Below are 12,717 nucleotides of genomic sequence, written 5' to 3'. Positions count from 1 at the left end.
GCTGCAAAAAAGTGCAAGAGATCTCCGAAGTTACTCGGGCGTGATCGGGCCTCGACCGACCTGAGACCGCTGTGAGACTGTTGTTTACGCGGGTTGCACGGGGCGGGGACGCTCTGTGAAAGACTCTGCAAGCTCTTGCCACCGATTGCATGAGGGAGCGCGATGACGCAGCAGCCCATGACGGGACGCCAGACGGCCCGCACCCGGCGCCCGGTCGGTGTGCAAGGCGGCATCCGGCCGGTACAGTCCAGTGGCGTGACCACACGGCTTGCCGACATCGCTGCTCAGGCGGGGGTGAGCGAAGCGACCGTCAGCCGCGTCCTCAACGGCAAGGCCGGCGTCGCCGCCACCACCCGCCAGTCCGTGCTGGCCGCGCTCGACGTGCTCGGTTACGAACGCCCCGTCCGGCTGCGGCAGCGCAGCGCCGGCCTCGTCGGGCTGATCACCCCCGAGCTGGAGAACCCCATCTTCCCGGCCCTGGCCCAGGTCATCGGGCAGGCGCTGACCCGTCAGGGGTACACCCCGGTGCTCGCCACCCAGACCCCGGGCGGGTCCACGGAGGACGAGCTGACCGAGATGCTCGTCGACCGCGGCGTGGCCGGCATCATCTACGTCTCCGGACTGCACGCCGACACCACCGCCGACATGCAGCGCTACGAGCAGCTGCGCGCGCAGGGCGTGCCGTTCGTGCTCGTGGACGGCTTCTCGCCGAAGGTGCAGGCGCCCTTCATCTCCCCCGACGACCGCGCGGCGATGGCCCTCGCGGTGACCCACCTGGCCTCGCTCGGCCACACCAAGATCGGGCTCGCGCTCGGCCCGAAGCGGTTCGTGCCGGTCCAGCGCAAGATCGAGGGCTTCGTGCGGGCCATGCAGGACCAGCTGGGCCTCGCCCCGGACGTGATCGAGACGGAGCTGATCCAGCACTCGCTGTACACCCTGGAGGGCGGCCAGGCGGCCACGAACGCGCTGATCGACCGCGGCTGCACGGCCGTGGTGTGCGCCAGCGACATGATGGCGCTCGGCGCGATACGGGCGGCCCGGCAGCGCGGCCTGGAGGTCCCCCGGGACGTGTCCGTCGTCGGCTTCGACGACTCCCCGCTGATCGCTTTCACCGACCCGCCGCTGACCACGATCCGCAAGCCGGTGCCGGCCATGGGCCAGGCGGCGGTGCGCACGCTGCTGGAGGAGATCGGCGGCACGCCCGCGCCGCACAGCGAGTTCGTCTTCATGCCGGAACTGGTGGTGCGCGGCTCGACCGCCTCCGCCCCGGGCGACCGCACCCGCCCGTAAGGGCCGGCACGGGGGGCAAATCGTCCACAGGGCGTAGAAGGTGCGCCTCGGACCCGACCGGAGGATGATCGGTCGCAGAGGGCTTTTCTGGCAGAATTCGTGCTCATGGGTGACACGACCGTGACGACTCAGGAAGGCCGCGAAGCGGCCGTTCCGCAGGCCGTCGCGGCCGCTTCGGGACGCGCTCTCCTCGGCCGGCTGCGCGCCCCCCGGGCGCCGCGTCTGTGGTTCGAGATCCTGCTGATCGCGGTCAGTTACTGGACGTACTCCCTCATCCGCAACGCCGTGCCCGAGCAGCGCGGGCAGGCCCTGCGCAACGCCGACTTCGTCTGGCGCCTGGAGCACCAACTCGGGCTGGCCGTCGAGCAGTCCGTCAACCACGCCGTGAATTCGGTGACCTGGCTGATCGTCGGCATGAACTACTACTACGCCACGCTGCACTTCGTGGTGACGCTGGGCGTGCTGGTCTGGCTGTACCGCAGCCATCCCGGGCGCTACGGCGCGGCCCGGCTGGTCCTGTTCGCCACGACGGGTGTGGCTTTGGTCGGTTACTACCTGTATCCGCTCGCACCGCCCCGGCTGATGACCGGCACCCGCTTCATCGACACCGTCATGGTCCACCAGACGTGGGGCTCGATGGCCTCCGGCGACCTCAAGCACGTGTCGAACCAGTACGCCGCCATGCCGTCGATGCACATCGGCTGGTCCCTGTGGTGCGGGCTGACGATCTTCGCGCTGGCGCGGGTGCCCTGGGTGCGGGTGCTGGGACTGGTGTACCCGGCGGCCACCCTGGTCGTGATCGTCGCGACCGCCAACCACTTCTGGCTGGACGCGGTGGGCGGCCTGCTGTGCCTGGCGTTCGGCTACGCGGTGGCCTGGATCTGGTACGGCACCCTGCCGTACGCCCTGCCGAGGCGGGTCGCCGTCCGCCGGGCTCGGGAACAGGCCCCGGCGGACCAGGCCCCGCCGGACGAGGCCGCGGGGGACGATCCGGCCGCGGCGGCCCGTCAGCTGCCGTAGAGCGGTCGCGGCTGCCGGCTGGCGGCTGCCGGGGAGCGGCCCTCAGCCGCCGTAGAAGAGCTCCTCGACGACGCCGCGTGCCCGGCGGGTGGTCCGGCGGTAGGCGTCCAGCATGTCGCCGACGTGGCCGGGGCCGTAGCCGAGGTAGCGGCCGACGGCGGCCAGCTCGCGGCTCTCCGTGGGGAAGGTGTCCCCGGCCCGGCCGCGCACCAGCATCACCGCGTTGCGCACCCGGGTGGCCAGCACCCACGCCTCGTCGAGGATCTCCGCGTCCTCGGCGGACAGCAGCTCCGCCTCCCGGGCCGCCGCCAGCGCCTCACGGGTGCGGGTGGTGCGCAGCCCCGGGACCCGCGCGGCGTGCCGCAACTGCAGCACCTGCACCGTCCACTCCACGTCCGACAGCCCGCCCGGCCCCAGCTTGGTGTGCAGCTTCGGGTCGGCGCCGCGCGGCAGCCGCTCGGACTCCATCCGCGCCTTGAGCCGCCGGATCTCCCGTACGGCGTCCTCGTCGAGCCCGCCCGTGCGGTACCGCAGCGGATCGATCAGCTCCATGAAGCGGGCGCCCAGCTCCTCGTCGCCGGCGACCGGCGTGGCCCGCAGCAGGGCGTGCGACTCCCACACCAGCGACCAGCGGCGGTAGTACGCCGCGTACGACTTCAGGGTGCGCACCAGGGGCCCGGACTTGCCCTCCGGGCGCAGGTCGGCGTCGATCAGCAGCGGCGGGTCGGAACTCGGGATCTGCAGCAGCCGGCGCATCTCGGCGACGACCTTGTTCGCGGCGTCGGCGGCCTCCCGCTCGTCGACGCCGTCGCGGGGCTCGTGCACGAACAGCACGTCGGCGTCGGAGCCGTACCCCAGCTCGTGCCCGCCGAAGCGGCCCATGCCGATGATCGCGAACCGGGTGGGCAGCGTCTCCCCCCATCCCTCGCGCACGACGGCCCGCAGGGTGCCCGCCAGGGTCGCGGCCGTCAGATCGGAGACGGCGGCGCCCACCCGGTCCACCAGGGCGCCCTGGTCGGCCTCGGCGGGCTGGGTCTCCGTGCCGTAGGAGCCGACGATGTCCGCGGCCGCCGTCCGGAACAGCTCCCGGCGGCGCACGCCACGGGCGGCGGTCACGCCCTGCTCGGCGTTCTCCGCGCGGCCCACCGCCGCGAGGATCTCCTGCTCCAGGTGCGCCCGGGAGCGCGGCGCGAGCCCGCCGCCGTCCCCGTCGCCGAGCAGCGCCACCGCCTCCGGGGCGCGCATCAGCAGGTCGGGCGCGAGCCGGCCCGCGGACAGCACCCGGGCCAGGTTCTCGGCGGCGGCGCCCTCGTCCCGCAGCAGCCGCAGGTACCAGGGCGTCTTGCCGAGCGCGTCGGACACCTTGCGGAAGTTGAGCAGGCCCGCGTCCGGATCGGCGGAGTCCGCGAACCAGCCCAGCAGCACCGGCAGCAGGGTCCGCTGGATGGCGGCCTTGCGGGTGACCCCGGAGGCCAGCGCCTCCAGGTGGCGCAGCGCGGCGGCCGGGTCGGCGTAGCCGAGCGCGACGAGGCGCTCGCGGGCCGCCTCCGTGCTCAGCCGGGCCTCCCCCGGCGCGAGCTGGGCGACCGCGTCCAGCAGCGGCCGGTAGAACAGCTTCTCGTGCAGCCGCCGTACGACACCGGCGTGCCGCTTCCACTCGCGGGTCAGCTCGGTCACCGGGTCCGTGCGCAGGCCCAGCGAGCGCCCGATGCGGCGCAGGTCGGCGTCGTCCTCGGGGACGAGGTGGGTGCGGCGCAGCCGGTAGAGCTGGATGCGGTGCTCCATCGAGCGCAGGAACCGGTAGGACTCGTCCAGCTGCGTGGCGTCCGCCCGCCCGACGTACCCGCCCGCCGCGAGCGCCCCCAGCGCGTCCAGCGTGGTGCCGCTGCGCAGGGAGGCGTCGGCCCGCCCGTGCACCAGCTGCAGCAGCTGCACGGCGAACTCGACGTCCCGCAGACCTCCCGGCCCGAGCTTCAGCTCGCGCTCCACCTCCGCGACGGGGATGTTCTCGACGACCCGCCGCCGCATCTTCTGCACGTCGGCGACGAAGTTCTCCCGCTCGGCGGCCTGCCACACCAGCGGCTCCAGCGCCTCGACGTACGCCCGGCCCAGCTCGGCGTCGCCGGCCACCGGCCGCGCCTTCAGCAGGGCCTGGAACTCCCACGTCTTGGCCCAGCGCTGGTAGTAGGCCAGATGGCTGGCCAGGGTCCGCACCAGCGGGCCGTTGCGGCCCTCGGGGCGCAGATTGGCGTCGACCGGCCAGATCGAGCCCTCGACGGTGGTCTCGGAGCAGACCCGCATCAGGTGCGAGGCCAGGCGCGTGGCGGCCTTGAGGGCCTTGCTCTCGTCGGTGCCCTCGGCGGCCTCCGCGACGAAGATGACGTCCACGTCGGAGACGTAGTTCAGCTCGTGGCCGCCGCACTTGCCCATCGCGATCACCGCGAGCCGGCAGGCGGCCGCGTCGTCCGGGGCGGCCGCCTCGGCGATGGCCAGCGCGGCCCGCAGCGTCGCGGTCGCCAGGTCGGCCAGCTCGGCGGCGGTCTCGGCGACGTCGGTCGTGCCGCACACGTCACGGGCCGCGATCGACAGCAGGCAGCGGCGGTAGGCCACGCGCAGCGCGACCGGGTCGGTGGCCTCGGCCAGGCCCCGCTCGAACTCGGCGAGACCGGGATGCAGGTCGTACGGCTCGTAGGTGACCAGCGCGTACCAGTCCCGGGGGTGCCGGGCGAGGTGGTCGGCGAGGGCGGCGGAGGCGCCGAGCACGCCGAGCAGGCGGTCGCGCAGGGGCTTGGCCGCGGTGACGGTGTCGAGCAGCTCGCGGCGGGCCGTGGGGTCGGGCTGCGCCTCCAGCAGGCGGGCGAGGCCCTGCAGGGCGAGGTCGGGGTCGGCGGTGGCGCCGAGGGCTTCCAGCAGGACCGGGTCGGTGCGGACGGGGGCGAGGTCGTCGCCCTCCAGGAGGCGTTCGGCGGCGGACGGGTCGGTGAAGCCGTGTCGCAGCAGCCGAGAGAAGGTGCTGCTCCTGCGCCCGGGCGCCGTCATCTGCGGCCTCCTTGTCGTCCAGCCCATCCTTGGCCAGAGCCTAGCCGCCGGCGCGGGGCCTTGCGGTTCTCGGTACGGGGGGTGACTGCGCGCCCGGGGGTGCGGTGAACGCCGTTGGGTGCGGTGGCCTGCGGTGCGCTTGTGCCTGGGGTTGTGGTGAACGCCGTGGGGTGCGCTGCCCGGCGCTTGCGGGGTGCCGCTGCGCCCACCCGTGCCGCCCCAGCGGCACGACTGCCCGCAGCTACGTGGGGAAGGGGGTGACTGCAACCCCCTAGGGGCGCGGGGAACTGCGCGACCAGCCACCCACGCACCCGCACCCGGCGTGAAATCCGCACCCGCCCCCACAGGCACCGCAGGTACCCGCACCCGGCACTCGTCAGGAACCCTCCGCCGCCCACAGCGAACGCACGTGACCCAGGTGGCGGGTCATCACCGTTTCCGCCTCCGCCGCGTCGCCCGCCAGCATCCGGTCCAGCAGCTCCAGGTGCTCCTCCGCCGAAGGCAGCAGCAGGCCCTGCGCGTCCAGGGCCCGCAGCCCGTACAGGCGCGACCGCTTGCGCAGGTCCCCCACCGTTTCGACCAGGCGCTCGTTGCCGTGCAGGCCGAGCAGGGACAGATGGAAGCGGCGGTCGGCGTCGAGGTAGCCGATCAGGTCGTGCTCGCGCGCGCTCGCCACGATCTCCTCCGCCACCGGCCGCAGCGCCTGGAGCTGCTCCCGGCTCGCCGACCGCGTCACCGCCCCCACCGTCGGCACCTCGATCAGCGCCCGCAGCTCGCTGTACTGGTCGAGGTCCCGCCCGCTGACCTCGGTGACCCGGAACCCCTTGTTGCGCACGGGTTCCACCAGCCCTTCGCGGACCAGGTCGAGCATCGCCTCGCGCACCGGCGTCGCGGAGATCCCGAAGTCGGAGGCGAGCGCCGGCGCCGAGTACACCAGCCCCGGCTGCAGCTCACCGGAGATCAGCGCGGCGCGCAGGGCGTGGGCCACCTGGTCGCGCAGCCGCTCCTGCGCGGTGATGAGGTTGGCTTGCTTCAGGTGGCCGGCCATGCTGGTTGCCTCCGGGGCTGCGGGGGCGGCGATCGACGCGGCGATCGGCTGCCGTCGGTTCGGTTCGCGGGCACCTCAGAGTAGGAAACCCGCCGGGAAGGGATCGTCCGGGTCCAGGAAGTACTGGGCGGTGCCCGTGATCCAGGCCCGTCCGGTGACCGTGGGCACGACCGCCGGCACGCCCCCGACGGCGGTCTCGGCGACGAGCCGCCCCACGAACCGCGTCCCGATGAACGACTCGTTCACGAAGTCGGCGCCGAGCGCGAGTCCGCCGCGCGCGTGCAGCTGCGCCATCCGCGCCGAGGTCCCGGTGCCGCAGGGCGAGCGGTCGAACCAGCCGGGGTGGATGGCCATGGCGTGCCGCGAGTGCTTCGCGTCGGAGCCGGGCGCGATCAGGTAGACGTGCTTGAGCCCGGCGATCTCCGGGTTCTCCGGATGCACCGGCCGGTCCGGCGAGGCGTTCACCGCGTCCATGAGCGCCAGCCCGGCGGCCAGCAGCTCGTCCTTGCGGGCCCGCTCGAAGGGCAGGCCGAGGGCGTCGAGCTCGGCGAAGGCGTAGAAGTTGCCGCCGTAGGCGAGGTCGTAGCGCACCGTCCCGTACCCGGGCACGTCGGCCGTGCGGTCCAGGGCCGCGCAGAACGCGGGCACGTTGGTGAGCGTGACCTGTTCGGCGACGCCGTCCGCGACCCGCACGTCGGCCGTGACGAGCCCGGCGGGGGTGTCCAGGCGGACGGTGGTCACCGGTTCGGTGACCGGCACCATCCCGGTCTCGACGAGCACCGTGGCGACGCCGATCGTGCCGTGCCCGCACATCGGCAGCGCCCCGGACACCTCGATGAACAACACGCCGTGGTCGGCGTCGGGCCGGGTGGGCGGCTGCAGGATCGCGCCGCTCATCGCGGAGTGGCCGCGCGGCTCGTACATCAGCAGGGTGCGGACGTGGTCGAGGTGCTCGATCAGATGGCGGCGCCGCTCGGCCATGGTGGCGCCGGGCAGCACCCCGACGCCGCCGGTGATCACCCGGGTGGGCATGCCCTCGGTGTGCGAGTCGACGGCGTGGTAGACGTGTCGGGTGCGCAACGCGGGACCTCCGGCGGTCAGTCGAGGCCCTCGGCGAGGGCCTTCTCGGTGGCGGCGCGGACGAGGGCGGCCTGCTCCGGTGCGAGCGGGGCGCGCGGCGGCCGGGTGGGCCCGCCGGGCCGGCCGGCGAGGTCCATGGAGAGCTTGATCGCCTGTACGAACTCGGTCCGGGAGTCCCAGCGCAGCAGCGGGTGCAAGGCGCGGTACAGGGGCAGCGCGGTGTCGAGGTCGCGGCCGGTGGCGGCCCGGTACAGGGCGAGGCAGGCGCCGGGCAGGGCGTTGGGGTAGCCGGCGATCCAGCCGACGGCGCCGGCCAGGGCGAGTTCGAGCAGGACGTCGTCGGCGCCGGCGAGCAGGTCGAGGCCCGGGGCGAGTTCGGCGATCTCGTAGGCACGGCGGACGTCGCCGCTGAACTCCTTGACGGCGACGATGTGCCCGTCGGCGTGCAGCCGGGCCAGCAGGGCGGGGGTGAGGTCGACCCGGGTGTCGTGCGGGTTGTTGTACGCGACGACGGGCAGGCCCGCGCGGGCCGCCTCGGCGTAGTGGGCGCGCACGCCGGCGTCGTCGGCGCGGTAGGCGTTGGGCGGCAGCAGCAGGACGGAGCCGCAGCCGGCCTCGGCGGCCTGGTCGGCCCAGCGCCGGGAGTCGGCGCTGCCGTACGCGGACACGCCGGGCATCACGCGGGCGCCGTCGCCGGCGGCCTCGACGGCGACCCGGACGACGCGGGCGCGTTCGTCGTCGGTGAGGGTCTGGTACTCGCCGAGCGAGCCGTTGGGGACGACGCCGTCGCAGCCGGCGGCGATCAGGTGGGCGACGTGCTCGGCGTAGGCGTCGTAGTCGACGGAGCGGTCCTCGCGCAGGGGCAGGGCGGTGGCGACCATGACGCCGTGCCAGGGGCGGGTGCGGGTGTCTGCGGCGGTCATGCTTCGGGCTCCTCGCTGGCTGGACGGGGGCTGGCGGGCAGGGCGGCCAGGTGCCGCAGCGGCACCGGGCAGGACAGCGGGCGGCGGTCGGGCGCGGGGGGCCGGCCGGTGAGACGGGCGACGGCCGGCCCGCACATCCGGCCCTGGCACCAGCCCATCCCGGCACGCGTGAGCAGCTTGACGCTGCGGGCGTCGAGGGCGCCGTACCCGGTGACCGCCGTGCGGATCTCCCCGGCGGTGACCTCCTCGCAGCGGCAAACCTCGGTGGTGTCGTCGAGCCAGGCGGCCCAGCCGGGGCCGGGCCGGTGCACGGCGGCGAGCGCGTCGGCGAAGGCGCGCAGCCGGGCCCGGCGGCGGGTGAGCGCGGCGGTGCGGCGGGCGTCCCGCGGGATGCCGCGCAGGGTGTGGGCGATCGCGTCGGCGGCGAGTTCCCCCTCGACGGCCGCCAGGTCGGCGCCGCCCACCCCGCACGTCTCGCCCGCCGCCCAGACGCCGGGCACCGAGGTGGCCTGGCCTGCGTCGACGACGAGGGCGAGGGTGTCGTCGCCGGTGCGGCGGGTGGCGCAGCCGAGGCCGGTGGCGAGGTCGAGCTGCGGGACGAGTCCGTGGCCGACGGCGAGCGCGTCGCAGGGGATGCGGCGCCCGGTGCCGGGCACGGGCCGCCAGTCCTGGTCGAGCCGGGTCACGGTGACGGCCTCGACGCGGGTGGTGCCGTGGGCCGCGGTGACGGCGTGCCGGGTGAGCAGCCGGGTGCCGCGCCGCAGCAGCGCGCCGCCGTACCGGGCGCCTTCGGCGAGCTTGGCGGGGGCGCGCAGCAGGGCGGGCAGGGTGCGGCCGTACGCCGTGGGGCCGGCGGCCTCGACGACGGCGGGGACGCGGGCTCCGGCGGCCGTGAGAGAACCGGCGACGGCGAGCAGCAGGGGGCCGCTGCCGGCGACGACGGTCCGCCGGCCGGGCAGCACCAGATGCGACTTGAGCATGGCCTGCGCCCCGCCCGCGCCGATCACCCCGGGCAAGGTCCAGCCGGGGAAGGGCAGTTGGCGCTCGTAGGTGCCGGTGGCGAGCAGGACGGCACGCGCGTCGACGGTGACGGGGATCTCGCCGGCGGGCGGTTCACCGGGGTCACGGGGGCCGGGACCGTGGCCGGGGTCGGGGTCGGAGCCGAGATCGGGATCGGGATCGGGTCCGGTGATCCCGGTGGCGGTCGTGGGCGCGTCGCCGAAGCCGGGCGCGGCCACGGCGTGCAGCCGCCAGTGCGCGCCCGCCCGGACGACGCTCCACACGTGGTGCCGGGGCAGGTGGGTCACCGGCCCGGCGGCCAGCCGCCGCAGGCGCCCGGTGAAGTCCCGCCAGCCGTGGTGCAGGGCCTGGGGCCGGGCGGCGCCGAGGCCGGGCGCGGGGTGCCGGTGGAACTGCCCGCCGGGCCGCTCCCCCGCGTCCAGCAGGGTGACCGTCAGCCCGAGCGCGGCGGCGCGGACGGCGGCCGCGAGCCCGGCGGGCCCGGCGCCGACGACGGCGAGGTCGGCGATGCCGCCCGGGCCGGCGGTCGCGGGGTCAGCGGCCGGCGGTGTCATGACCGGTGCCCTCCTGCGGGGTGACGGTGTCCCCGGGCCGTACGGGGATCAGGCAGGCGCGCTGGTTGGGGCGGCCGTTGACGGTCGCGAGGCAGTCGTGGCAGACGCCGATCCCGCAGAACACCCCGCGCGGCGCCCCGTTTCTCCGGGTGGTGCGCCAGGAGAGGATCCCGGCGGACCAGAGCGCGGCGGCGAGGCTCTGCCCGGGCAGGGCGGTGAGGGTGCGGCCGTCGAAGGTGAAGGGGAACGGCGGTGCGGGCTCGGCCCGTACCAGGCCGTGCGGGGTGCGGGGCGCGCGGCTCATGAGGGGGCTCCTGGGGTGACGGGGGTGCCGCCTTGCAGGGGGAAGCGGCCGGGGTGGAACGGCTCGGCCGGCACGGGGGGTTCGGCGCCGGTCAGGGCGGCGGTGACGAGCAGGCCGGTGGCCGGGGCGAGGCCGATGCCGGCGCCCTCGTGGCCGCAGGCGTGGTGCAGGCCGGGCACCCGGGGGTCGGGGCCGATGGCGGGCAGGTGGTCGGGCAGGTAGGGGCGGAACCCGCAGTAGGCGCGCAGGGCGTGCACGTCGGCCAGGGCCGGGAAGAGGGCGGTGGCCTGGGCTGCCAGGCGGCGCAGCGCCTCGGTGGACAGGGTCCGGTCGAAGCCGACGCGTTCGCGGGTGGCGCCGATGAGGACGGTGCCGGCCGGGGTGCCCTCGACGACGGCGGAGGACTGGAGGGCGGCCGAGCCGCTGGCGACGTCGGCGACGTAGTCCGCGGCGTACACCTTGTGGCGGATCAGGCCGGGGGGCAGGGGCTCGGTGACGAGGACGAAGCCGCGGCGGGGCAGGACGGGCAGGTGGCTGCCGGCGAGCGCGGCGATCCGGCCGCCCCAGGTGCCGGCGGCGTTGACGACGGCCGGGGCGTGCAGGTCGCCGTACGGGGTGCGCACGCCGCGTACGGCGCCGCCCGGGGCGTCGGTGAGGACGGCGGTGACCTCCTCGCCGAGCCGGACGCGCGCGCCCTGGCGGCGGGCGGCGCGCAGCAGGGCGGCGGCGGCCCGGGCGGGCTGCACCTGGGCGTCCTGCGGGTAGTGGAACCCGCCGGCCAGGCCGGGCGCCAACTCTGGTTCCAGCGAGTGCAGTTCGGTGGCGGGAACCTCGTGCGCCTCGACGCCGGCCGTGCGCTGGCCGGTGGCGAAGGCGCGCAGGGCGGTGAGGGCTCTCTCGTCGGACGCGACGACGAGGCCGCCCTTGAGCTCGTGTTCGACCGCGTCCTGCGACGGGAGGGCGGCGGCGAGTTCGCGCCACAACCGCAGGGACAGCAGGGCGAGTCGGAGTTCGGGTCCCGCCTCCTTGTCGGAGACGAGCAGATTGCCCTCGCCGGCTCCGGTGGTGCCGCCGGCGACGGGTCCGCGGTCGACGACCGCGACGGAGAGTCCGGCGCGGGTGGCGTAGTACGCGCACGCCGCCCCGACCACTCCGGCGCCGATGATCACGGCGTCCAGAGGTGCGGGCTCCTTCGTGGGCACGTCAGTAATATTTCACATTGCACCGGGCCTCACAAGGGTGCCGCAACCTTCCTCCAGCCAGGACATTGAGCGTGACGCAGGTCACATCACCATGGCCGTCACATCCGGCGCGGTCGGTCCGTCAGTCCGGTGTACGCACCCACCACTGCATCGGGAGCCTCGATGAACGCTCGTCTGGACCTCTTCGGCACCCCCGTCGCCGGCAAGTTCCTCCGCTTCGTCAACTCCGCGGGCAAGGTCGTCTCCGACTCCGCCCTGCCCGCCGCCACCCAGGAACTGGTGAAGATCCGCGCCAGCCAGATCAACGGCTGCGGCTTCTGCACCGACATGCACACCAAGGACGCCGCCCACGCCGGTGAGACCTCCGTACGCCTGAACCTGGTCGCCGCCTGGCGGGAGGCGACGGTGTTCACCGACGCCGAGCGCGCGGCCCTGGAGCTGACCGAGCACGGCACCCGGATCGCCGACGGCTCGGGCGTCCCGGACGAGGTGTGGGAGAGGGCCGCACACCACTACGACGAGGACCAGCTCGCCGCCCTGGTGTCGCTGATCGCCCTGATCAACGCCTACAACCGGCTGAACGTCCTGGTCCGCCAGCCGGCCGGCGACTACCAGCCGGGCATGTTCGGCTGACCGGCCCCCGCCGGGGGCGGGCCGGCCCGCCCCCGGCGGGTGCGCCGGCTCGCCCGGCGGAGGCGAGCCGACACCGGCGGCCCCGTTCGGCCGATCCGGTGGCGCGGCGCCCCGATATCCGCTTCGGTGGAGAGGTCACACGGAGGAGGAGCGATGGACTTCACCCTGGAAGTGATCCCGCTGCCGGTCAGCGACATCGACCGGGCCCGGGACTTCTACCGCGACAAGGTGGGCTTACACGTCGACATCGACACGGAGGTCATGCCGGGCATGCGGATCGTGCAGCTCACGCCCCCGGGCTCCGGCTGTTCGATCGCGCTCGGCGACAGCATCTGGGAGATGACCAAGGGCCCGCGCCCGGCCCCCGGCTCGTACCAGGGCCTGCAGCTGTGCGTCGCCGACATCAAGGCGGCCCACGCGGAGCTGACCGAGCGCGGGCTGGAGGTGTCCGAGCCGGTGCAGTACGCCCCGGACGACGGCGCGACGTTCATGTACTTCACGGATCCCGACGGCAACGGCTGGGCGATCCAGGAGTACCGCCGCCGTGCCACGGAACCGCTGCACCAGGTGCTGGCCGGTCATGCCACCGGACCGAACCGGTAGT

At 74.8% G+C, this 12,717-nt stretch carries 11 protein-coding genes; 4 read left to right on the top strand and 7 right to left on the bottom strand.

The window, feature by feature from the left end:
• Positions 1-255 precede the first annotated feature (255 nt).
• On the top strand, positions 256-1,290 hold the full coding sequence (locus ACF1AL_RS09950) for a LacI family DNA-binding transcriptional regulator (RefSeq protein ID WP_391661429.1): 1,035 nt from the start codon (positions 256-258) through the stop codon (positions 1,288-1,290).
• Positions 1,291-1,395: 105 nt separating this feature from the next.
• Positions 1,396-2,310, top strand: coding sequence for a phosphatase PAP2 family protein (locus tag ACF1AL_RS09945; RefSeq protein ID WP_391825755.1), 915 nt, complete (start codon positions 1,396-1,398; stop codon positions 2,308-2,310).
• 42 nt (positions 2,311-2,352) lie between these two features.
• Here the strand turns inward: ACF1AL_RS09945 and ACF1AL_RS09940 are convergent, their stop codons facing one another.
• The 7 genes from ACF1AL_RS09940 to ACF1AL_RS09910 all read right to left on the bottom strand — a co-directional run bounded on the left by ACF1AL_RS09940 (position 2,353) and on the right by ACF1AL_RS09910 (position 11,480).
• The gene (locus ACF1AL_RS09940; protein WP_391661431.1) at positions 2,353-5,349 is read right to left on the bottom strand and encodes a bifunctional [glutamine synthetase] adenylyltransferase/[glutamine synthetase]-adenylyl-L-tyrosine phosphorylase; all 2,997 of its coding nucleotides are present in this window, start codon (positions 5,347-5,349) and stop codon (positions 2,353-2,355) included.
• 376 nt (positions 5,350-5,725) lie between these two features.
• Positions 5,726-6,397, bottom strand: a complete 672-nt coding sequence (locus ACF1AL_RS09935; RefSeq protein ID WP_391825754.1) for a GntR family transcriptional regulator — start codon at positions 6,395-6,397, stop codon at positions 5,726-5,728.
• Between the two features lie 75 nt (positions 6,398-6,472).
• Complete coding sequence (locus ACF1AL_RS09930; protein ID WP_391825753.1) at positions 6,473-7,477, bottom strand: proline racemase family protein; 1,005 nt, start codon at positions 7,475-7,477, stop codon at positions 6,473-6,475.
• Between the two features lie 17 nt (positions 7,478-7,494).
• Positions 7,495-8,400, bottom strand: a complete 906-nt coding sequence (locus ACF1AL_RS09925) for a dihydrodipicolinate synthase family protein (RefSeq protein ID WP_391825752.1) — start codon at positions 8,398-8,400, stop codon at positions 7,495-7,497.
• Positions 8,397-9,974 carry an FAD-dependent oxidoreductase gene (locus tag ACF1AL_RS09920; protein ID WP_391825751.1) on the bottom strand — a complete coding sequence of 526 codons (1,578 nt, stop codon included), beginning with the start codon at positions 9,972-9,974 and terminating at the stop codon, positions 8,397-8,399. The genes ACF1AL_RS09925 and ACF1AL_RS09920 overlap by 4 nt, the downstream gene beginning before the upstream one ends.
• Positions 9,955-10,278, bottom strand: a complete 324-nt coding sequence (locus ACF1AL_RS09915) for a (2Fe-2S)-binding protein (protein ID WP_391661435.1) — start codon at positions 10,276-10,278, stop codon at positions 9,955-9,957. The genes ACF1AL_RS09920 and ACF1AL_RS09915 overlap by 20 nt, the downstream gene beginning before the upstream one ends.
• On the bottom strand, positions 10,275-11,480 hold the full coding sequence (locus ACF1AL_RS09910) for an NAD(P)/FAD-dependent oxidoreductase (RefSeq protein WP_391825750.1): 1,206 nt from the start codon (positions 11,478-11,480) through the stop codon (positions 10,275-10,277). The genes ACF1AL_RS09915 and ACF1AL_RS09910 overlap by 4 nt, the downstream gene beginning before the upstream one ends.
• A gap of 162 nt (positions 11,481-11,642) precedes the next feature.
• Here ACF1AL_RS09910 and ACF1AL_RS09905 point away from each other — a divergent pair, with 162 nt between their 5' ends.
• Both ACF1AL_RS09905 and ACF1AL_RS09900 read left to right on the top strand, forming a co-directional pair.
• Positions 11,643-12,113, top strand: a complete 471-nt coding sequence (locus ACF1AL_RS09905; RefSeq protein ID WP_391825749.1) for a carboxymuconolactone decarboxylase family protein — start codon at positions 11,643-11,645, stop codon at positions 12,111-12,113.
• 153 nt (positions 12,114-12,266) lie between these two features.
• Complete coding sequence (locus tag ACF1AL_RS09900; protein WP_391825748.1) at positions 12,267-12,716, top strand: VOC family protein; 450 nt, start codon at positions 12,267-12,269, stop codon at positions 12,714-12,716.
• The last annotated feature ends 1 nt before the right edge of the window (position 12,717 follow it).

This window comes from Streptomyces sp. NPDC014801, from assembly GCF_043082085.1.
Classification (GTDB): domain Bacteria; phylum Actinomycetota; class Actinomycetes; order Streptomycetales; family Streptomycetaceae; genus Streptomyces.
The sequence above is the reverse complement of the archived record's forward strand: the minus strand, read 5'-3'. Positions and strand labels throughout refer to the sequence as shown.

Excerpts from the sequence above, each read along its gene's own strand:
- ACF1AL_RS09945 (WP_391825755.1), top strand. The coding sequence starts at position 1,396 with ATGGGTGACACGACCGTGACGACTCAGGAAGGCCGCGAAGCGGCCGTT.
- ACF1AL_RS09940 (WP_391661431.1), bottom strand. The coding sequence starts at position 5,349 with ATGACGGCGCCCGGGCGCAGGAGCAGCACCTTCTCTCGGCTGCTGCGA.
- ACF1AL_RS09935 (WP_391825754.1), bottom strand. The coding sequence starts at position 6,397 with ATGGCCGGCCACCTGAAGCAAGCCAACCTCATCACCGCGCAGGAGCGG.
- ACF1AL_RS09925 (WP_391825752.1), bottom strand. The coding sequence starts at position 8,400 with ATGACCGCCGCAGACACCCGCACCCGCCCCTGGCACGGCGTCATGGTC.
- ACF1AL_RS09920 (WP_391825751.1), bottom strand. The coding sequence starts at position 9,974 with ATGACACCGCCGGCCGCTGACCCCGCGACCGCCGGCCCGGGCGGCATC.
- ACF1AL_RS09915 (WP_391661435.1), bottom strand. The coding sequence starts at position 10,278 with ATGAGCCGCGCGCCCCGCACCCCGCACGGCCTGGTACGGGCCGAGCCC.
- ACF1AL_RS09905 (WP_391825749.1), top strand. The coding sequence starts at position 11,643 with ATGAACGCTCGTCTGGACCTCTTCGGCACCCCCGTCGCCGGCAAGTTC.
- ACF1AL_RS09900 (WP_391825748.1), top strand. The coding sequence starts at position 12,267 with ATGGACTTCACCCTGGAAGTGATCCCGCTGCCGGTCAGCGACATCGAC.